At 48.0% G+C, this 21,077-nt stretch carries 23 protein-coding genes; 5 read left to right on the top strand and 18 right to left on the bottom strand.

The features are described 5' to 3' along the window. Position 1 precedes the first annotated feature (1 nt). The 11 genes from PHH59_RS06725 to crp form a co-directional block, all read right to left on the bottom strand. Positions 2 to 1,339 carry a DNA methyltransferase gene (locus PHH59_RS06725; protein ID WP_300013137.1) on the bottom strand — a complete coding sequence of 446 codons (1,338 nt, stop codon included), beginning with the start codon at positions 1,337 to 1,339 and terminating at the stop codon, positions 2 to 4. 75 nt (positions 1,340 to 1,414) lie between these two features. Beyond that, positions 1,415 to 1,705, bottom strand: a complete 291-nt coding sequence (locus PHH59_RS06720) for a nucleotidyltransferase family protein (RefSeq protein ID WP_300013134.1) — start codon at positions 1,703 to 1,705, stop codon at positions 1,415 to 1,417. Further along, a complete protein-coding gene (gene sufB / locus PHH59_RS06715; protein WP_300013131.1) occupies positions 1,705 to 3,153 on the bottom strand; it encodes a Fe-S cluster assembly protein SufB in 1,449 nt (482 codons plus the stop codon). Before sufB ends, PHH59_RS06720 begins: the two co-directional genes overlap by 1 nt. Before the next feature lie 59 nt (positions 3,154 to 3,212). Next, positions 3,213 to 3,662, bottom strand: coding sequence for an SUF system Fe-S cluster assembly regulator (locus PHH59_RS06710; protein ID WP_300013127.1), 450 nt, complete (start codon positions 3,660 to 3,662; stop codon positions 3,213 to 3,215). Between the two features lie 77 nt (positions 3,663 to 3,739). Continuing rightward, entirely contained in the window at positions 3,740 to 4,456 is a 717-nt protein-coding gene (recO, locus tag PHH59_RS06705) for a DNA repair protein RecO (RefSeq protein WP_300013124.1), read from the bottom strand. Then, positions 4,446 to 5,330 carry a GTPase Era gene (gene era, locus PHH59_RS06700; protein ID WP_300013121.1) on the bottom strand — a complete coding sequence of 295 codons (885 nt, stop codon included), beginning with the start codon at positions 5,328 to 5,330 and terminating at the stop codon, positions 4,446 to 4,448. Before era ends, recO begins: the two co-directional genes overlap by 11 nt. After that, positions 5,327 to 6,010, bottom strand: a complete 684-nt coding sequence (rnc, locus tag PHH59_RS06695; RefSeq protein WP_300013118.1) for a ribonuclease III — start codon at positions 6,008 to 6,010, stop codon at positions 5,327 to 5,329. Before rnc ends, era begins: the two co-directional genes overlap by 4 nt. After that, positions 6,010 to 6,384 (bottom strand): DUF4845 domain-containing protein, encoded by a 375-nt coding sequence (locus PHH59_RS06690; protein WP_300013115.1) that lies wholly within the window; start codon positions 6,382 to 6,384, stop codon positions 6,010 to 6,012. The genes rnc and PHH59_RS06690 overlap by 1 nt, the downstream gene beginning before the upstream one ends. A 45-nt stretch (positions 6,385 to 6,429) precedes the next feature. Then, positions 6,430 to 7,209: a signal peptidase I gene (gene lepB, locus PHH59_RS06685; protein ID WP_300013112.1), complete on the bottom strand. Its 780-nt coding sequence runs from the start codon at positions 7,207 to 7,209 to the stop codon at positions 6,430 to 6,432. A 40-nt stretch (positions 7,210 to 7,249) separates the two neighbouring features. Beyond that, positions 7,250 to 9,049, bottom strand: coding sequence for a translation elongation factor 4 (lepA, locus tag PHH59_RS06680; RefSeq protein ID WP_300013109.1), 1,800 nt, complete (start codon positions 9,047 to 9,049; stop codon positions 7,250 to 7,252). A gap of 151 nt (positions 9,050 to 9,200) precedes the next feature. Next, complete coding sequence (gene crp, locus PHH59_RS06675) at positions 9,201 to 9,860, bottom strand: cAMP-activated global transcriptional regulator CRP (protein WP_300013106.1); 660 nt, start codon at positions 9,858 to 9,860, stop codon at positions 9,201 to 9,203. Between the two features lie 138 nt (positions 9,861 to 9,998). On the opposite strand from crp, the gene PHH59_RS06670 reads away from it, so the two are divergent. Continuing rightward, positions 9,999 to 10,415, top strand: coding sequence for an OsmC family protein (locus PHH59_RS06670; RefSeq protein WP_300013103.1), 417 nt, complete (start codon positions 9,999 to 10,001; stop codon positions 10,413 to 10,415). 5 nt (positions 10,416 to 10,420) lie between these two features. Then, positions 10,421 to 11,227 (top strand): adenosylmethionine decarboxylase, encoded by an 807-nt coding sequence (gene speD, locus PHH59_RS06665; RefSeq protein ID WP_300013100.1) that lies wholly within the window; start codon positions 10,421 to 10,423, stop codon positions 11,225 to 11,227. Between the two features lie 4 nt (positions 11,228 to 11,231). On the opposite strand, the gene PHH59_RS06660 is transcribed toward speD, so the two are convergent. The 4 genes from PHH59_RS06660 to PHH59_RS06645 form a co-directional block, all read right to left on the bottom strand. Continuing rightward, a complete protein-coding gene (locus PHH59_RS06660; RefSeq protein ID WP_300013097.1) occupies positions 11,232 to 11,504 on the bottom strand; it encodes a hypothetical protein in 273 nt (90 codons plus the stop codon). 129 nt (positions 11,505 to 11,633) lie between these two features. Beyond that, positions 11,634 to 11,762 carry a hypothetical protein gene (locus tag PHH59_RS06655; protein WP_300013094.1) on the bottom strand — a complete coding sequence of 43 codons (129 nt, stop codon included), beginning with the start codon at positions 11,760 to 11,762 and terminating at the stop codon, positions 11,634 to 11,636. A 13-nt stretch (positions 11,763 to 11,775) separates the two neighbouring features. Then, the gene (ettA, locus tag PHH59_RS06650) at positions 11,776 to 13,440 is read right to left on the bottom strand and encodes an energy-dependent translational throttle protein EttA (protein ID WP_300013091.1); all 1,665 of its coding nucleotides are present in this window, start codon (positions 13,438 to 13,440) and stop codon (positions 11,776 to 11,778) included. Positions 13,441 to 13,629: 189 nt separating this feature from the next. Continuing rightward, positions 13,630 to 15,513, bottom strand: a complete 1,884-nt coding sequence (locus tag PHH59_RS06645) for a SpoIIE family protein phosphatase (protein ID WP_300013088.1) — start codon at positions 15,511 to 15,513, stop codon at positions 13,630 to 13,632. A 508-nt stretch (positions 15,514 to 16,021) separates the two neighbouring features. Between PHH59_RS06645 and PHH59_RS06640 the strand changes: the two genes are divergently transcribed. Further along, positions 16,022 to 16,414: a hypothetical protein gene (locus PHH59_RS06640; RefSeq protein ID WP_300013085.1), complete on the top strand. Its 393-nt coding sequence runs from the start codon at positions 16,022 to 16,024 to the stop codon at positions 16,412 to 16,414. Here the strand turns inward: PHH59_RS06640 and PHH59_RS06635 are convergent. From PHH59_RS06635 to PHH59_RS06625, 3 genes are all read right to left on the bottom strand, one after another. Beyond that, complete coding sequence (locus tag PHH59_RS06635; protein WP_300013251.1) at positions 16,411 to 16,851, bottom strand: YcgN family cysteine cluster protein; 441 nt, start codon at positions 16,849 to 16,851, stop codon at positions 16,411 to 16,413. The two genes, PHH59_RS06640 and PHH59_RS06635, sit on opposite strands and share 4 nt — an antisense overlap. A 38-nt stretch (positions 16,852 to 16,889) precedes the next feature. Next, a complete protein-coding gene (locus PHH59_RS06630) occupies positions 16,890 to 17,876 on the bottom strand; it encodes a MerR family transcriptional regulator (RefSeq protein ID WP_300013082.1) in 987 nt (328 codons plus the stop codon). A 316-nt stretch (positions 17,877 to 18,192) separates the two neighbouring features. Beyond that, entirely contained in the window at positions 18,193 to 19,323 is a 1,131-nt protein-coding gene (locus PHH59_RS06625; RefSeq protein ID WP_300013079.1) for a PQQ-dependent sugar dehydrogenase, read from the bottom strand. A 345-nt stretch (positions 19,324 to 19,668) separates the two neighbouring features. Here PHH59_RS06625 and htpX point away from each other — a divergent pair, with 345 nt between their 5' ends. Next, entirely contained in the window at positions 19,669 to 20,544 is an 876-nt protein-coding gene (htpX, locus tag PHH59_RS06620; protein WP_300013076.1) for a protease HtpX, read from the top strand. A 130-nt stretch (positions 20,545 to 20,674) separates the two neighbouring features. After that, positions 20,675 to 21,067 carry a hypothetical protein gene (locus tag PHH59_RS06615; protein ID WP_300013073.1) on the top strand — a complete coding sequence of 131 codons (393 nt, stop codon included), beginning with the start codon at positions 20,675 to 20,677 and terminating at the stop codon, positions 21,065 to 21,067. Positions 21,068 to 21,077: the final 10 nt, after the last annotated feature.

The raw sequence follows: 21,077 nt of genomic DNA, 5'->3' as shown, positions 1-21,077 counted from the left end.
TTTAGCCTTTTATCCAAAGACGGCCTTCATGGAGCGGAACTCGGTGTTTACGGTTCTTCCATTTGATATTTCTATCTCTTAATTTTTCAAATGAAAAAGACTTAAAGCCAGCGTCAACGGCAAGCCTGCCTAGCCAATCCTCAACTGGCACATAAATGCCATAAGGTGCTGAATCACCAATCACAAAACACAGCGTAGAACCTAGCTTACACACTGGTCTTAAGGCTTGGAATACTTTTGACAAATCACAAAAATAGGCCGCTATCATCGTGTGGTAGGCTTTCCTGCCGCCTTTCGTCAACCTAATTTCCGATAACTCATAACATACTGCTGATAACTCATCACGAATTGCCTCAATAGCAGGGTCGGCAAGCAAGGTTTCCATTTTAAGTTTTTCCGCTGTGGCGTGTTGGGAGCAAGACCGAATGATGTATTGACGTACTATTTCTTGCAGGTCGCACCAGCCTGTTATTTCCCCCCAAAATGACATTTCTAGCCGTGTAGCGTCAGCATAGTCGTAATTATTAGGATAAGGTGGCGACGTAACAACAAGGTCTACACTATCAATTGCCACTTCATCCGGAACAGCACGGGCATCGTGCACAAGCAAAACGGCTTCTGAGCAATGGATTGAATTTCTCAAAACATCCATATCTGCCATCATTTCAGTAATCTTTTGCTCGAAGGCCATAAAAGGGTCTAACGATTTAGATTTACGCTTATTGGGAAGAATGTATTGCCATTGCGCCGTACCGACAAAACTACATGATCGGAGAATTGCGGTTAATGCCAACCAAAGCAGTTGGGCAACTTCCGGCTCAAAATGTGCGGCACAGGCTAAATACGCATTTCGCAACGCATAAAGTTGTAGCAATACTTCTGGCGTGTAGCATTTTGCTAATAAATCAGGCATAACTCCCATTTCAGGGAAGGTTGCTTGCCTAGCTACCTGTAGCAACTCATTTTTTGCCTCCAATAATTTTCTTACGGGCTGATTCCAATGGGTTTTCGCTATGGCTATACGGGCAACAAATGGATGGCTTTCATAACCATAAGCCATAGCCCCTGCCGCTTGCGCAGCAAGCAAGGTAGTTCCTGACCCAGCGAAAGGATCAAGAACTACCGATGGCGAGTATTCCCGAATAAGCTGCTCGGCCCACTCAGCAGAAAATCCAGCCGAATAACGAAACCATCTATGCACGGGCAATTTCATGTTATCGGTAAATGTTCCTGACCGTGCAGATTTAACGGCTATTTGCTTGCTTGATTGCGTAATCACAGGCAAATCAAACAATTCTAACTGCACCATGTCGGTCAACGGGGCTGATATTGCTGTCACTAGAATTTATTCCTTAATAATTTATGGAGGATAGGCTATAAATCTTAACTGTAAAAATGTCTTATCCAAATCATATTAAACATCTATGGCTTCCTGTTCGATATACGGGCGCAATTGTGGGCGCAGGGCTTTGTCGGTGACTAAATCGACGACGCAACCTAGGTAATCTTCCAGTAAAAACAACACGCCAAAATAGCGTTCGGAAGTCGCCAAGCCATCGAAAGTAACCAATATATCCACGTCGCTTTGGTCGCTGGCTTCGTCGCGGACGGTTGAGCCAAACAACGCCAAGCGCACCACGCCGAATTGCTGTGACAAAATCGGCTTAATGCGGGTCAGCACTTCCAGAGCGGCGGCTTTACGCATTAACCCACCGACCCTTCCAAACTCAAGCCCAACAAAGCCTGCGCTTCCACGGCAAATTCCATCGGCAATTCCCTAAACACCTCCTTGCAAAAACCATTGACAATCATCGACACGGCATCTTCCGCCGACAGCCCGCGTTGTTGGCAGAAGAACAATTGGTCTTCGCTGATTTTTGAAGTCGTGGCTTCGTGTTCGATTTGTGCGGACGGTTGTTTGACTTCGAGGTATGGGAAAGTATGTGCGCCGCAACGGTCGCCGACCAGCAAAGAATCACATTGTGTGTAATTGCGGGCGTTTTCGGCACTTTTAAGCACTTTCACCAAACCGCGATAAGTGTTTTGGGCGCGGCCTGCGGAGATGCCTTTCGATACAATCGTGCTGCGGGTATTTTTGCCGATATGGATCATTTTGGTGCCGGTGTCGGCTTGTTGCCAGTTGTTGGTGACGGCGACGGAATAGAATTCGCCGATGGCGTTGTCGCCTGTCAAGATGCAACTGGGGTATTTCCAAGTGATTGCCGAACCCGTCTCGACTTGCGTCCACGACACTTTGGCGTTGTCGCCACGGCAATCGGCGCGTTTGGTGACGAAGTTGTAAATACCGCCTTTGCCGTCTTTGTCGCCGGGATACCAGTTTTGCACGGTGGAGTATTTAATGGTGGCGTCTTTCAGCGCGATCAATTCAACGACGGCGGCGTGGAGTTGGTTTTCATCACGCATCGGCGCGGTGCAGCCTTCCAAGTACGACACATGGCTGCCTTCGTCGGCGATAATCAGCGTGCGCTCGAACTGCCCGGTGTTGGCGGCGTTGATGCGGAAATAGGTGGACAATTCCATCGGGCAGCGCACGCCTTTGGGGATGTACACAAACGAGCCGTCGGTGAATACAGCGGAGTTCAACGCCGCGAAGAAATTATCACCCGGTGGCACCACCGAACCCAAGTATTGCTTAATCAATTCTGGGTGTTCGCGGATCGCTTCGGAAATCGGGCAGAAAATCACGCCCGCTTCTTTGAGTTTGCCTTTAAAGGTGGTGGCGACGGACACGCTATCGAACACAGCATCAACCGCTATGCCAGCCAATTTTTCTTGTTCATCCAGCGGAATGCCTAGTTTTTTGTAAGCCGCCAACACTTCTGGATCGATTTCATCCAAACTCTTCGGGCCGTCTTCTTTGCGTTTCGGCGCGGAATAGTAGCTGATGGCTTGGTAGTCTATCGGCTCGATTTTGACTTGCGCCCAATCGGGCGATTTCATCGTTTGCCAATGCCGGAAGGCTTGCAAACGGTATTCGAGCATGAAGTCCGGCTCATTTTTGACTTTAGACAATTTATGGATCACGTCCTCGGTCAGGCCAGGCGGGAAGGTGTCTGTTTCCAACACCGTGACAAAACCTTGTTTGTAATCCTGGTTGATGAGATTGCTGATTTCTTCGCTGGTGGCTGACATAAAATTTTTAAGGTATTTGAATGTGGAACACAGGCAACGGTATCGCCGCCCACCCTAGGCTATTGGTATAAACTGGCGACCGGGATATAGCTTTCTTCAGGTACGGCCAGCGGCCTGACTAAATCGGCTAAGGTCACGGATTCCAAGGCATTGTGTATTGTTTGGTTGATCAGATGCCAATTGGCTCGTATGCCGCAGCCCGATGCCTGCTCACAGGCTTGCTTGGAAATGCTGCATTCGGTCAAGGCGATAGGGCCTTCCAAAGCACTGATGACCGCCGCCACGGTGATGTGTTCTGGTTCGTTGGCTAACATGTAACCACCTTTTGACCCGCGTGTGGATATTAAAATTTTGGCATTAACCAACATTTTCAATATCTTGCTGACGGTCGGCAAGGCGATGCCAGTCACTGCCGCCAATTCCATCGCGGCAAACACCCGGTTTTTATCTTTCGCCATCACGCTTAAGATCACCGTTGCATAATCAGTCAGCCTTCCTACCCGTATCATAATCGACCTCTTTCAATTAAGGACTATTTTAGTCCTATTTAAATTCATAGTAAAGCAGTGGGTTATTAATGATTTTGCTAGCCATACACATTGCTGTTAATGATTTGCTGGATAACTGCACGGATTTTCAAAGGCTTGCTCTGTAAATGGCTGTCAATTACGCTACGCATCAGCAACTTGGCTTCAAGCTGGACTTTCGGATTTTCAAAATCACGCATAGCCAAGGCTTGTAGGGTCGCGCCGGAAATTTGCCCCTTTTTATCGGCAACCAGCCCTACGCCTATTTTAAACCGATACGTTTGCTGCGGGTCAATCGCTAGCCGGGTGTCCGCATCGTGTCCAAAATCCAAGCCATAACCCGTATGTTCCAGCAGTTCCAGTTCAAACAGACGCAGGGAGGTTTGGATGTCGGTGTTTTCGGCGAGCTGCGCCAAGCACTGTTGATAAGCCAGAAAAACATCGGGGTGCGGGTCGTGCGGATGCAGGAACCGTTCAATCAGCTCGTTGACATAAAAGCCGCAGTAAAGGGCCAATCCTTGTAATGGCAACGCTGGCAGGATTGCTTCGACATGGTTGAGGGTTTTTAGCTCGGCCTTGCCGACCATGCTGATGTTCAATGGCACAAAAGGTTGGAGCAAAGCCGCCGTTTGGGATTGGGATTTTCTGACCCCTTTCGCAATTAGCGGCAACCGCCCCCCGTCGCGGGTCAGGACATCAAGGAGCAGGCTGGTTTCGCGGTAATGTTGATGTTGCAGGATAAACGCAGGTTGTAAATTAACGGCATTATGCGTCATGAAAGCCCAGGCTTTGCAAAGCCCGTTCGCTGTCCGACCAACCAGATTTCACTTTCACCCAGAGCTGGAGATACACTTTTTGGCCGATCAGCCTTTCGATATCATGCCTGGCGTCGGTGCCGACATTCTTGAGCATTTCGCCGTCCTTGCCGATGACGATATTTTTTTGCGAGGCTTTTTCCACCCAGATGATGGCGTAGATTTTGGTGATTTCAGGGTTTTCTTCATAACGCTCGATTTCCACGGTCATCACATAGGGCAATTCGGCACCCAATCGGCGGGTCAATTTTTCGCGGATGATTTCTGAGACCAAAAAACGCTCGGGGCGGTCGGTAACCTGGTCTTCGGGATAAATCATGTCCCGCTCCGGCAGCAAGCCCATGATCAGGCCATCCAGCAAATCCAGATTAATGCGTTTCAATGCCGAAATGGGCACCAGATGCTCAAACGGATAACGTTGTTGAGCTTCATTGAAAAACGTCAGCACCGCATCCTTTTCGACCAGTTTATCGACTTTGTTGACGGCAAGAATGACCGGCAAACCTGCCTGCTCCAGCTTTTTGAAAATCACGTCATCGTATTCATGCCAGAATAATCCGTCCAGCAACCAGACAATCACGTCCACGCCTAATAAGGTCGTTTCAGCGGTACGGTTCAAATGCCGGTTCAGGGCGCGTTTTTGGTTGTCGTGCATCCCGGGTGTATCGACATAAATCGCCTGCCCCGCTTCGGTGGTGTTGATGCCGATGATGCTATGCCGCGTGGTCTGCGGCTTGCGCGAGGTGATGCTGATTTTTTGTTTCAGCAGATGATTCATCAGCGTTGATTTGCCGACATTGGGCCGCCCGATCAGGGCAACGTAACCACACTTCATGGATTAACCTTATTGAGTAAGAGGAGCATTTGTCCAGCGGCGGCTTGTTCGGCTTTTTTGCGGGTGATGCCGGCACCGACAGTTGCCTCTTCAAATATGGGGATGGTGCATTTGACGGTAAAAGTTTGTTCATGTGACAAACCAGACATACTGATGAGGTTATATTCCGGCAAATCGAGCTTTTTTGCCTGCATCAGTTCTTGCAATTGGGTTTTGGGGTCTTTTTTGCCACTGTTCGCCGATAAACTTTCCAATTTATCGGCGAACAGGATTTCTATCCATTGTTGGGAAGCGACAATTCCCTGGTCTTTGAACAACGCCCCCATAATCGCTTCCAATGCGTCGGACAAAATGGAATCACGCCGGAACCCGCCGCTTTTCAATTCGCCGGAACCGAGGAATAAATAGTCACCCAAATGATGTTTCCTCGCTAATTCAGCCAGCGAGGATTCATTGACCAAACTAGCCCGTAAACGGCTTAAAGTACCTTCGCTAGCTTCGGGGAAACGGTCATAAAGTTTTTGGGCAATGACAAAACCTAAAATGGAATCCCCCAAAAACTCCAGGCGCTCATTGTTTTTAGAACTAAAACTGCGGTGTGTCAACGCCATCGCAAATAACTGGGGATCAGCAAACGTCAACCCCAGTTTTTTGCTCAACTGCTCCGGTTTTTTTACCACTAACCGCCGACCTCGAAAGAATCATCAAATTCGACCAGCACACTTAAGTTACCAATAATCGGCTCCACCTTTTCATATTCAATGGAGACTTTAAGATAACCGCCACTTTTGGTGATGCGGATGTCTGCAGGCTTAATATCGTAAACATAATTCACGCTAAATTTTTTAGCAAAGGCGTTTTTAAGTTCATACTCGCTTAGGTTGACGACACCTTCCATTTTTTTAACCTGATCCATGGCGTTGACCACTTTATTATGGTCTAAATAAATGGGTAGAATTTTAAGGACTAGCAATGCAATAGATCCAATGGACACTAATAACATGATCAATGATATTAACGTTAGACCCTGCTGGTGTTTGCGTGAAGTTTTCATAGCCATTCTCCAGTCGATTTATAATTATTGAACATTCAATCCTGATTATTTCAGCGCGGTGCCAATCCGGTCAAGACCGATGATGCCCTTGCGCTCCAAATCCCAACTCATCCAGATAAAAAAAGCTTTGCCGACCAGATTTTCTTCCGGCACAAATCCCCAATAGCGCCCATCGTTGCTATTGTCGCGGTTATCGCCCATCACAAAATACTGGCCGTCCGGCACAACATAAACGCCTTCGGCGGACGTCACGCCTTGGCGTACTAGAATGCTATGCTCGACACCCGTCAAATTTTCCAGCAAATGTTCCGCACCCGTCATATCCTGGCCTTGGCCTACGCCTTCGTAACGGCCTAAGGAAACCTCCGTCACAGGCTGTCCATTGATTGTCAAGCGTTTGTTTTCATAAACAATTTTATCACCAGGGACACCAATGATACGCTTGATGTAATCAACGCTAGGATCTTTTGGAAAGCGGAACACCACAATGTCACCACGTTGAGGCTCATTGACCGATATTATTTTTTTGTTGATAACAGGCAAACGTATGCCGTAAGTGAATTTATTGACCAAAATAAAATCACCAACCAGCAGCGTTGGCATCATGGAACCTGAAGGGATGCGGAAAGGTTCTGCCAAAAACGAGCGCAACAACAAGACAATCAGCAGAATCGGAAAAAAGGAACGGGCATATTCGGCGATTAACGGCTCATTGGATTCATCGAACACGTCACCTTTCGATTTGAGCAACAACAGATAACCGCCCCAGATTATGCCGGTAACAACCGTGCCGATTAACAAAAAAAAGGAAAAATCAAAATCCATAATAATGTTTGTGTGTAGTTAAGAAAGAATAAAGGAGCGATTATTCCTTGTTTAGTTGCAAAACAGCCAAAAAGGCTTCCTGGGGAATTTCGATGCTGCCCACCTGTTTCATGCGCTTTTTACCTGCCTTTTGTTTTTCCAGCAGCTTTTTCTTACGGCTAATATCACCGCCATAACATTTCGCGGTGACATTTTTACGCATGGCTTTGACCGTGGAGCGGGCGATGACTTTCGATCCTATCGCCGCCTGGATAGCCACTTCGTACATTTGTCGTGGAATCAACTCTTTCATTTTCTCGACCAGATCACGCCCCCGGTTATTACTTAGATCCCGATGGACAATAATTGACAAGGCATCGACTTTTTCGTTATTAATCAAGACATCCAGCTTGATCAAATCGGCTTCTTGAAAACGTAAAAATTCATAATCGAACGATGCAAAGCCACGGCTAACCGATTTCAGGCGGTCGAAAAAATCCAGCACAACTTCGCTGAGCGGCATTTCATAATGCAAGGAGACTTGCCGTCCGGCAAACTGCATGTCTTTTTGTATGCCACGTTTTTCAATACACAGCGTGATTACCGCCCCCAGATACGTTTCCGGCACTAAAATATTAGCGCGGATGATCGGCTCACGGATTTCTTTGACCATGCCGCCGTCGGGCAATTTTGCCGGATTATCCACCATCAGGATGTCGCCAGTTTGCGTGATGACTTCGTAAATTACCGTCGGCGCGGTGGTGATCAAATCGACATCGTACTCACGTTCCAAGCGTTCCTGGACAATTTCCATGTGCAACATGCCCAAGAAACCGCAACGGAAACCAAAGCCCAAGGCCTGCGACGTTTCCGGTTCGAATTGCAAGGCGGCATCGTTGAGGTTGAGCTTGTTCAAGGCTTCGCGCAAGTCTTCGTAATTGTCGGAACTGACCGGATAAAGCCCGGCGAAAACCCGTGGTTGCACCCGCTGGAATCCAGTCAGTTGCTCCGCCGCTGGCTTGTCCGTCCACGTGATGGTATCACCCACCGGCGCACCAAAAATATCTTTAATACCCGCAACCAAAAAACCTACTTCGCCGGTATTTAACAGGTCTTTTTCCAAACGTTTAGGCGTAAACACACCAACTTTCTCCGCCAAAAACGACTTACCCGTGGACATGATGGTGATTTTTTGCTTGCGGCGGATGCTACCGTGCATGATGCGGATTAAGGAAACTACGCCCAGATAGCTATCAAACCAAGAATCAATGATCAAAGCTTGCAAGGGGCCTTCAGGATTTCCTTGCGGCGGCGGCACTTTCAGCACCAATTGCTCCAACACATCATAAACGCCGAAACCAGTTTTCGCGCTGATCATCAACGCTTCATCAGCCGGGATGCCGATCACTTCCTCAATTTCGGTCTGTACCCGTTCAGGTTCGGCGGACGGCAAATCGATTTTGTTCAGAACGGGCACGACTTCCAAACCCTGTTCTATCGCCGTGTAACAGTTGGCTACGCTTTGCGCCTCCACACCTTGCGCCGCATCAACCACCAGCAACGCGCCTTCACAAGCGGCTAAGGATCTGGAGACTTCATAAGAAAAATCGACATGCCCAGGTGTGTCGATAAAATTCAATTGGTAGGTTTCGCCATCTTTGGCTTTGAAATCCAGGGTGACGCTTTGGGCTTTGATGGTGATGCCACGTTCGCGCTCAATATCCATCGAATCCAGCACTTGGGCGGACATTTCGCGGTCGGTCAAACCGCCGCAAATTTGTATAAAGCGGTCTGCCAGCGTCGATTTGCCATGATCGATATGCGCAATAATGGAGAAATTTCTGATGTGTTTTAAATCCACTGAGTTCTACTGGGTTTGAAGTTATGAAAACGTTTAGGGCGCGTGATCGCGGCAAGTATCTGTATTGTTTAATATGCCGGTCATTGTAACAGATTCAGGCGCGATTAAGCCTGCCGGTACCGCACTTTCCGTTTTCTTGAAAATCACCAAACTAACGTGTGCCAAATACGACTATTGTCTTGCCGTGTGCCGTCAGCAATTTTTTATTTTCCAGTTCTTTTAAAATGCGCCCCGCCATTTCCCTAGAACAGCCTACCAAACGGCCAATTTCTTGGCGGGAAATATGCAACTGCATACCATCGGGATGGGTGATTGCATCTGGTTCTTTGCACAAATCCAGCAAAGTACGCGCAATCCGGCCTTCGACATCCATAAACGCCAAATCAGTAAATTTGCGGCTGGTGGTCAACAAACGCTCTGATAATTGCTCGCCGATCATGTACAGCAAATCCGGCGCGTATTGCAGGAGTTCATTTTTCAGCATTTCCCGAAAACGGTCATAACCGACTTCGGCAAGATAGCTCGCACAACGGGTTTTGACCGTGACTTTGCGTATTTCCGGTTTTTTAAAAACGCCGACTTCGCCGAGAAACTCATTTTTATTGACATAAGCCAGTATCAATTCCTGCTTGCCATCAACATCCTCGGCGCAAACGCTGACCGAACCTTCGATGATGAAATAGAGTTGGTCGCCTTTGTCCCCAGGTTTCATGATAATAGTTTTGGCAGGATGGTGCTTTTTATGGCAGAGCTTTAGAAATTCTTCTAACGCTTCCTTTCTGTAGGCTTTTTGTGTGGTGTCCAATGTCATACGAATCGTGAATCCTGTGTTTTGTGGTGGAGCAAATTTTCAGCGTAGGATTTTAACAAAAAATCAACATCGGAACGTTATCAATGTAAATTTATATGCTAACCTATGTGTCTTTTTTCGCTAGAGGGAAAAATAATCATGCAAGCTACAATCAAATGGATAGACGGAGTCATGTTTGTCGGCGAATCGGGTAGCGGCCATGCAGTGGTCATGGACGGCCCACCCGACCACGGCGGACGCAATATGGGTGCGCGCCCGATGGAACTGCTATTATTGGGCGTAGGTGGCTGCTCATCATTTGATGTGGTGCAGATTTTACAAAAAGGCAGGAACAACATCACCCACTGCACCACCGAAGTCACGGCGGAGCGCGTTGATGCCGTGCCCAGCGTGTTCAGCAAAATACATTTGCATTTTATTGTCACCGGACATGACTTGAAAGCGTCAGCGGTGGATCGGGCAGTCAAGCTGTCCGCAGAGAAATACTGTTCTGCATCCATTATGCTAAGCAAAGCAGTTGAAATCACCCATGATTTTGAGATTATCGAGGTTTAATTATTTTGAACAAATTGCAATTACACGGCTTTAACAATCTGACCAAGTCGCTCAGTTTCAACATCTACGATATTTGCTACGCCCCTGCCGAACAACAACAGGCGTATATCGAATACATTGATGAAGCGTACAACGCCACCCGCCTGACGCAAATCCTGAAAGATGTCGCGGAGATTATTGGCGCACAAATCCTCAATATCGCCCATCAGGACTACGACCCACAAGGCGCCAGCGTCACCATGCTGATTTCCGAAGGCGATGTGACGCCGCCGTTGAGCATGAACAGCCAGTCACCCGGCCCGTTGCCGGAAACCGTGCTGGCGCATTTGGACAAAAGCCATATCACCGTCCACACCTACCCAGAAAGCCATCCCGACAATGGTATCAGCACGTTCCGCGCGGATATTGACGTTTCGACTTGCGGGCGCATCTCACCACTGAAGGCGTTGAATTACCTGATCCACAGCTTTGAATCCGATGTGGTGACCATGGATTACCGTGTGCGTGGCTTCACCCGCGACATTTCCGGCAAAAAACACTACATCGACCACAATATCACGTCAATCCAGAATTATATCGCCAGGGATACGCAAGAAAGCTACCAGATGATTGACGTAAACGTCTATCAAGAAAATATTTTCCACACGAAGATGATGCTCAAGGAAACCGAACTAGAGAATTATTTGTTTGAAAAAGAAAGTAATCTAAGTGCGGCTGAAAAAGCGGAAATTCAAAAGAAACTGCAAAAAGAAGTGACCGAAATTTTCTATGGACACAATTACCGTAAAAAGAAAATTAAGGTTGCGGACTAAAAGATCAACAATGGGCCTGGATCAGCCTTTGTTGATCTGATTCTAAAATGAGGCAGGTCAACACACCGAAGGCATAGGCTCCGGTGTCAATGCCAATACGGTTGGGGAACACTTCCGGCTCGTCCGTCACCGAATGGCCGTGGACAATAATTTTTTCAAATGGCTTTTTAATGCTCGTGAATTCATCGCGGATCCATAGCAAATCTTCGGGACTTTGCCTTGCTAGGGAATAGCGCGGATTAATCTCGGCATGGACAAAAAAATACCTCCCCAACATGTAGGAACTGTGGGTTCAGAGTAAAAAAACGATAATGGGTTTCGGGTAAGTGGTTTCTCAACTGGCTTTGAATATCAATAAATTCTTCGCGTTTGCTAGGTATTTTTGCGACATTGACACCATAGCTCGCTAAAGTTGCCTGTCCGCCATAAGCAAGCCAAGACCGACCGAAACTTCCTGCAAAAAATCCAGCAAGGTTTGCTCATGATTCCCGCGTAAATAAATATATTCGATACCGTCCTGCATATTTTCCAACATAGAACACCATTCCTTAAGCAAGCTTCTTATACTTCAACCGCTTTGGATTATCGGCATCGCTACCTAAACGGCGGTGGCGGTCCGCTTCGTAATCTTCGTAGTTACCTTCAAACCACACCACTTGGCTATCACCTTCAAACGCCAAAATATGCGTGGCGATGCGGTCCAAAAACCATCGGTCATGCGAAATGACCACGGCACAGCCAGGGAAAGACAATAAGGCCTCTTCCAATGCCCGCAAGGTTTCTACGTCCAAATCGTTGGTCGGCTCGTCAAGGAGCAAGACATTGCCGCCGGTTTTCAGCAATTTCGCCAAATGCACACGGTTACGCTCGCCGCCGGACAAATCGCCTATACGCTTTTGTTGGTCGCCGCCTTTGAAGTTAAATCGCCCCAGATATGCGCGTGATGGCGTTTCGTATTTGCCGACGGTGATCACATCCAAACCATCGGAAACTTCTTCCCAAACGGTTTTATTGGCATCCAAATCATCGCGCAACTGGTCAACATAGGCCAATTGCACGGTTTGCCCCATTGTCAAGGTGCCGGAATCCGGTTGTTCAAAGCCCGCCATCATTCTAAACAAGGTCGATTTACCCGCGCCGTTCGGACCGATAATGCCGACTATGCCGCCGGGTGGCAATTTAAAGCTCAACTCATTGATTAACAAACGATCACCAAAGCCCTTGCTGATATTATTGGCCTCGATCACGACATCACCCAAACGCGGCCCGGGTGGGATGTAAATCTCTTGGGTTTCGTTGCGTTTTTGCACTTCCACCGATGATAATTCATCAAACCGCACCAGACGCGCCTTGCTCTTGGTATGACGGCCTTTCGGATTGGTGCGCACCCATTCCAATTCTTGCTTCATGGCTTTTTGGCGTGAAGACTCCTGACGCTCTTCCAGCAGCAAACGGGCACTTTTTTGTTCTAACCAACTGGAATAATTGCCTTCCCACGGAATACCGGCGCCTCTGTCCAACTCCAAAATCCAGCCCGCGACATTGTCCAAAAAGTAACGGTCATGGGTCACGGCGACGACTGTACCTGTGTAATCGTGCAGGAACCGCTCCAGCCAAGCAACTGATTCGGCATCCAAATGGTTGGTCGGCTCGTCGAGCAACAGCATATCGGGGTTGGACAACAGCAAACGGCACAGCGCGACCCGACGTTTTTCCCCGCCCGATAATTTGCTGACTTCGGCGTCCCAATCCGGCAAGCGCAACGCATCGGCGGCGACTTCCAACTTGCGGTCAATATTATGCCCGTCCATCGCGTTGATAATGTCTTCCAGACGCGCCTGATCCGCCGCCAATTTGTCAAAATCGGCATCCGGCTCGGCATAGGCCGCATAAACAGCATCCAATTCACCCAAGGCGGTTTTGACATGGGCGACGGACTCTTCGACATTGCCGCGCACGGTCTTATTGGGGTCGAGTTGTGGCTCTTGCGCCAAATAACCTATGTGTATGCCTTTCAGCGGTATCGCCTCGCCTTCGATTTCCTTGTCGATGCCTGCCATAATTTTCAGCAAAGTGGATTTACCGGAGCCGTTCAAACCCAACACACCAATTTTCGCGCCAGGGAAAAACGATAAGGAAATGTCTTTCAGGATGTATTTTTTCGGCGGGACGATTTTGCCGACCCGGTTCATGGAATAGATATATTGCGCCATAATGTTGTTATATCGTCGTTAAAAATATTGTGCGTAAAGGCTATTATTTCACAGTTACCAGAACTCGCGCACGGCTAAGTTAAAGGGCATTAAAACAGGTTATTAACCAGCATCTTGTGACGTTACCGAGGAATTTTCAAGAGAGATTTGGAATAAAAACTACCGAAACCGTATTCCATGTACCCGGCATTAACGCCGTTTAAAAAGCAACAAGGTAATATCATCATTAAACGAATCTTTTTGGCAAAAATCTTTTAATGCCTTGAATAGTGCGGCGATAACCGTTTGCGGGCTTTGGCCGGCTTGCTGCACCAACACATCACCAACCCGTTGCAGGCCAAAAAATTCACCTTGGGCATTATCGGCTTCGGTAAGCCCATCGGTGTACAACAACACCACATCACCTTCACCTAACAGCAAGTTTTTTTCTTCGAAGACAATCGCCTTGCGCACACCCAAAATCATGCCGTCCGCATCCAATAATTCGCAAACACCCGCTTGGGCGCGAAGCAATAACGGCGGTGAATGTCCGGCATTGGCGTAACTGAGCTGTTGTCTGGCGATATCGTATTGTAAATAAAATGCCGTGATGAAGAAGTCGGCCTTATTTAAATCCTCAAACAGAAAGTGGTTGAGCAACCCCAAAATAGCCGCTGGCTCTCCCGAATGGCTGGCCTGGGTGCGGATCACACTACGTGTTTCGACCATAAATAACGCGGGGCCTATGGAATGCCCTGACACATCGGCGATCACCATGTCCAGGCAGTTATCGTTGTGATAAAAATAATCGAAATAATCGCCGCCGATCTTATCCGCCGGCATACAAAAGCCGGTCACTTCAAAATGTGCCGATTGTATCGGTGTAGACGGTAATAATGAAGTTTGAATCTGCTGGGCTATTTTGATTTCACTCTGGGCAATCGCCAAGGTGATTTGCCCATCGCGGATTTGCTGTTCAGCCGCTTTACGCGTAGTGATGTCGTGGATAAAACCGCTAAAAATATAACTATTGCCGATTTTTAACGGCGACACGCTCAGTTCGATAGGAAATTCTGAACCATTTCGACGGATCGCGGCTTGTTCAAGCAAGGTATTTAGCCAAGGACACCTGCCCGTGTGCAAAAACAATTTCAGCCACTGCCGAAACGTTTGGCGTAATCGGGGCGGCACGATCAATTCATCCAAATTTTGACCGATGGCTTCTTCGGCAGACCAACCAAAAATTTTTTCCGATTGCCGGTTCCAGTCGGTGATGATGCCATAACTATCCATAATGACGATGGCGTTGGTGGAGCTTTCGATAATCAAGCGGGTGCGTCTTTCACTTTCTATCAGCGCATCCTGGAAATATTTTTTGGCGGTGATGTCGCGGTCAACTCCACGCCATTTGAAAAGCTTGCCATTCGCATCGACTATCGGCATACCCGTCGATTCGGTAAAAACCAGATGCCCGTCTTTATGGCGGTGATAATTGATCAAATCGTAAAACGCATGTTGGCTATCGGCATTATTTTTCAAATCGGCGACATTTTGCTTGGTCAAAAACCGGGTATAGTGTTTGCCGATCACTTCATTCTGCGTGTAACCCAAAATCTGCTGCACTGCCGAACTACTGTAAATATAATAGCCTTGCGGGTCTTGCTCCCATAACCACTCCCCTGTCATATCCGCCATTTGCCGGAAACGCTCTTCGCTCTCTGTTAATGCCGAGGCTATTTCTTGACATTTATTGGAACCGGTTACGGCGGTTGGCTGGCCCGCGGTTATGAAATCTATGAGCAGGGCAATTTCGCGTTTGTTGGTATCTGGAGCGGATAATTCTGATGCCGTTATCCGCACCGGCAGCCGTTTATGTGCTTGCGTGAGCAACTCACATTCGACCGCTTTATCGGCGATGGTGTCTTGCAGCAAACGCCGCAAGTAGGCACAATCCGTATTGGCACAAATTGTTGCCAGGGGTCTATCCACCAATTCGGCAATCTGGTAACCCAGCAAATAAGCCGCAGCGGGGCTAAGCCGCTTAATGCGCGGGTCAAGCCCTATCGCTTGTTCGATAATGATTAGGCATACCACCTTATTGGCCGCTCCTGCCACTCAAGTTAAACACTGTTTTATTGACAAAATAATATTACTTTAAGATAGTTGATTTATGCTTTGTTTCTATACAATTATTACAATCCCGTAAGTTCTGGCTTTAGTATTATTTAGGATACCGTACAAGAACTTATGGGATTGTAATATCCATTCAATAAGTTATTAATTTCAATAAGTTATTCATTGTTTCATAAGTGCTTGCCTAAGAACGTGTTTTAAAAGCGTCGCGAGCGGTTCGAGTGCAACGACTGCAGGGATGCAGGAGGTAGAGCAACGCAGGAGCAGTTGCCGAGGCGCACGGAGCGGAAAAACCGGAGTGTACTGGAGTACATGAGGATTTTGAGCACCGCGCAACGCCGCAATCGAACCGCGTAGCAGCTTTTAAAACACGTTCTAAAAGTTTGGACAGGAAATTCTCTGCCCAACAAGCGTTTATGAAACAATGAATAAGACCAAGCAACTTTATAACTGAAGTGGGGAAATCAATATGAAAACTCATCGCTTGTTTATCCTGGTATTGCTGGCTGCTTCATCGGTGTTGCTAACCGGCTTTAAACCCTCATCCCAACAAAAGCTACCCGTAACAATGGCAAAAACGGAGGCTGATGTTGGTGATAATAACAAAATGGCGGGGACACAAACAGCGGCACCACCACTAGACCTAAGCATCCCCTTTAAAAATCCAGACTTTGGCAAACCGGCATTGGTTGGAACCAAACATAGCCCACAGGACGAGTTTGACGGATTATTCACGGCTAAACCCCAAAAAACCGCACCGCCATTTCAACTTAAGGGCGGCTGGATTATTTCACCGGAACCGGAAATTGAAAAGCAAAAATCGGTTGATGGCGCCGGCATTGTGATCAACATCAAAGACTAATCCAGCCATTCAATAATATAGTCTTCATAATCTTCAGAACGTTTGATCCTTGAGGCTTTCAAGGCATATCCGCTGACTCTCATACCCGCCGCTTTAACGCTTTCCGTCGTACCCGACACCAATGGATGCCATTCTGGCAAATCTTTGCCCTCACCCAGCAAGCGATAAGCACAGGTTTTGGGCAACCAACGACCATATTCGGCAAAATCATGTTGCTGCAAAACAAGACATTCAGGGACTAACTGGCTGCGTTCGCCATATCGCCGACAACGGCAGGTTTTGATATTCAACAAATCGCAAGCGATGCTTGTCAAGGCCACTTGCCCAGTATCTTCGTCTTCCAATTTGTGCAAACAACATTGCCCGCAACCATCGCATAAAGCCTCCCACTCTTCGGCGGTCATTTCAGGCAATTTTTTGCTTTGCCAAAAATTCATCGCCACTTGACTGCCCCAATTGACTGTCCCAAGATTTTTCAAACCGTTTCCCCTGCCGTTTCCCGCCCACTGTAGGCATCAACCGCCAATTCATCAAGAACCGTCCGAAAATGATCATAACTTTGGATATTTAACACCCCAACCTCGTCAAGGACAGCTTTGTAATGCGCCGCCGCCCGACCACCGACAATCAACGCAACATTTTGCCCCAGCAGTTTTTTCAAGCGTCTGATTTCTTTGGGTATAGTCAAATCATCGGCATTAAAACTGATGCTCAAAGTCACCGCCCGCGCATTGGTGAACTTAACAGCGGCGGCAATTTCTTCCGCAGGCAAATTAGCCCCAAGATAGGTCACTTTCCAAGCTTTCAGCTCGGCAATAATCGCCGCAAGCAATGCGCCCAACTCGTGCAACTGTCCGATAGGTGTGGACACAATCATTCTGGGGGCATGGGCGGAAATAGGATTGTTATTGCGTAAAATATACGTCAATGAGCGGATAATCGATGAAGCCATGTGTTCATGCACCGGCCTGAGTTCACCACTACGCCAACGTTCGCCAATTTTGGTCAGCAATGGCGTCAACAAGTGTTCAATGAATGCTTCTGAACCCAGCTCGACTATGGCATGTTCAAAATGCGCTTCCAGCACATTGGCATCAAACGCCAACACCGCCAAATAACATTTATCAATGTACTCTTCGGCAAGATACAGCCTATCGCCAGCAGGTGCCGGGGCTAACGACTGGACACTTAGCCCCGTTTCATCTTTGACCAATTGTTTCAAATCCTCAATTGGCAATCGGGCAATTTGGCTAATGCTATGCCCGATATTGGTTGCCTGATTGAGTAGTTTTAGACGGGCAATGTCCTGGGCCGTATAAACGCGATGCCCGCCAGAAGTACGGGTTGGTGTCACAGCTTGATAGCGACGCTCCCAAGCCCTGACCAGATCAGATTTAACACCCGATCTTTTAGAAACCGTGCTGATTAAATATTGTGCCGAGTCGTCATTAGGGTTGATCATGGTTGCTTCTTTGCATCAATTACTGAAATGGCAATACTAACACAAGCTTAACAAAACCTAGACAGAATTTGAACACCAATTCATGCGTTTTCCCTAGCGATTGTTCGACATAAACTGTATGGGATTTAGGATTCGGCCAATATTAACTTCCTGATTTAAGACCTGGCAGGTTTCAAAAACCTGCCAGGTCTCTACGATTTCGGCAATGACAGTTCGGGAAGTTATTTTTAGCCAAATCCTTAGAGCTTCCAGTCTTTTTGCACCCTGATGGACATAAACCCTGAATGGCTTCATTACATAAACTTCAACACATCCTTCAGTGCTTGGAATGATAAGAAACCTTATAAACCAGGCCATTCTTATCATCACTGACCAACAGCCCACCATCCGGCAACGCCAAAATATCCACCGGGCGTCCTGACACTGCACCGTCTTTATCCAGCCAACCGCTGATAAAATCTTCTTCGGCAACCACTTCGCCCTGCTTGTCAAACTTGACCAACACCACCTTGTAGCCTTGCGGTTCGCTACGGTTCCATGAACCGTGCTGGGCGACGAACAATTGATTTTTATACTCGGCTGGAAACAGGCCACCTTGATAAAAACGCATTCCCAAGGGGGCGACATGCGCGGGATATTTCCAGACGGGAGCGGTAAAATCCGCGCATTTTTTGCCGGCGGCAAATTCAGGATCAGGAATATCGCCGCCGTGGCAATACGGATAACCAAAATGTCCGCCTTTACCAGCCCAACGGTTCAATTCATCGGGCGGTGCGTCTTCACCTAAATAATCGCGTCCGTTGTCATTGAAAAACAATTCGTTAGTTTGCGGTTGCCAATCAAAACCGACCGTGTTGCGTATGCCCCGCGCCAGGATTTCCAAATCGCTGCCATCGGGATTGAGCCTGACCAGCGCGGTGTAAATGTCTTTTTCAGGATTGCAAATATTGCACGGCGCACCGACAGCGGTATAGAGCTTGCCATCCGGCCCGAAGCGCAGGTATTTCCAGCCATGATGTTTGTCTTCAGGAAATTTATCGTACACGACCACAGGCGCGGGCGGATGATCCAGATGCTGGCCTATCGCATCGTAGCGCAGGATGCGGTTAATGGCGGCGACATACAGCGCACCGTCCTTGTAAGCCACGCCGTTGGGCATAGTCAAACCGCTGGCGACCAACTGGTGCGGTTCGGCAACACCGTCGCCATTGCTATCGGCAACCGCATAGACCTTACCTTCCTTGCCGGTGCCGACAAACACCACGCCTTTATCGCCCAAGGCCAGGCTTCGCGCATTCGGCAAATTATCGGCGTAGACCGAAATGCTAAAACCTTCAGGCAAATGCAGGTTTTTTAACAGCTCCTGATGATTTTCCATCGCCCAACCCGCACCAACCGTTGCTGACAACACACCCGCCACCAAAATTTTCAGAAAACTTAATCGCATATCAATGATCTCCGTTAATTAACTTTAACACTATATAATGACTCTGATTGGCATGACCCTGAGAACGTGTTTTAAAAGCTGCTACGCGGCTCGATTGCTGCGTTGCGCGGTACTCGAAATCCTCATGTACGTCCAGTACACTCCGGTTTCTCCGTTCCGTGCGCCTCGGCAACTGCTCCTGCGTTGCTCTACCTCCTGCATCCCTGCAGTCGTTGCACTCGAGCCGCTCGCGACGCTTTTAAAACACGTTCTGAATGAAGTGACCTTGAAGGATGATTGAATTCACCCGTTTCCATCCCTATATCTGAGTAACCGTTTCTACAACACCTTAAGAAGGTTCCCACTATGATGCGACTTTTTCTGTTTTTAGCAACCAATGCGGCAATCATGATTGTCGTGACCCTGATTTTTAATCTGTTTGGACTCCAAAGCACACTCGATGCCCAAGGCGTAAACCTCAATTTAAAAGCGTTGCTGATGATGTCCGCCATCATCGGCATGAGCGGTTCGGTCATTTCTTTGGTCATGTCAAAATGGTCAGCCAAGCAAGCGATGGGCGTTTCTGTCATCGAAAATCCCAGTAACGAAACAGAGCGATGGCTGCTTGATACCGTCCGCCGCCAGGCACAACAAGCGGGTATCGGGATGCCCGAAGTCGGCATTTTTGACACTTCCGCGCCCAATGCCTTCGCCACGGGTATGAGCCGCGACAGTGCGCTGGTGGCGGTCAGCACCGGCCTGCTGCACAATATGAACGAAGCCGAAGTGGAAGCCGTTATCGGGCATGAACTCACCCACGTCGCCAATGGCGATATGGTGACAATGGCCTTGATGCAAGGTGTGGTCAATACCTTTGTGTTCTTCTTCGCCAGCATTATCGGGTATGTCGTTGACCGCACCGTCTTTAAAACCGAACGTGGCAATGGCCCTGCTTACTACATCACGCAAATAGCCGCGCAGATTGTACTGGGCATTTTGGCGAGCATATTGGTGATGTGGTTCTCACGCCGCCGTGAATTCCGCGCCGATGCGGGCGGTGCCAAACTCGCGAGCACGGAAAAAATGATCGCCGCCCTGCAAGCCCTGCAACGCGCCCACGAAACCCCTGACATGCCGGCACAATTGGCGGCGTTTGGCATTAACGGCGGCGGCATGAGCCGTTTGTTCATGACCCACCCGCCGCTGGAAGAACGGATTGCGGCGTTGCGCAACAGTCAATAATCCAGCAAGAAGCTAGACCTTTCAGGTTTAAAAAACCTGAAAGGTCTTATTAATCGGTTATTCATTTTTAAACCAATAGCGTAAAATCGAAAGTTCTTAGATTCCATTTATCCTTTAGTTAGGGAATATCATGAGCAAAATACTTTTATTGTTGGCCGTCATGCTCGTCAGCATGAATGGCTACGCTACAGATGCCAAAAACGAATGGCACAACACAGACTTATCAGACACCACCATCGCCGAAATCCAAAAAGCAAAATTCCAATATAAAAAATGTGTTTCCGATGAAATGCAAAAACCGGCTTATAAATTGATGGACACCCGCTTGGCGACCGACACCATCACCAAAATGTGCGAACCTGTGCTGGCGAAAATGCGGGAAGTTTATCTGGCGCAAAAAGTCCCTGCCATTATTGCCGACCGCCACCTCAAACAAATGCGTATGCAAATTACCCGCAATGTCTTGCAAAACCTGATGTTTGCCGAAGCGGCACGTAAATCGGGCCAACCGCAACAACAATAACACCCCAATT

The sequence above is a fragment of the Methylovulum sp. genome, assembly GCF_028687615.1.
GTDB lineage: Bacteria > Pseudomonadota > Gammaproteobacteria > Methylococcales > Methylomonadaceae > Methylovulum.
This window is presented reverse-complemented; position numbering and strand designations above follow the sequence as displayed.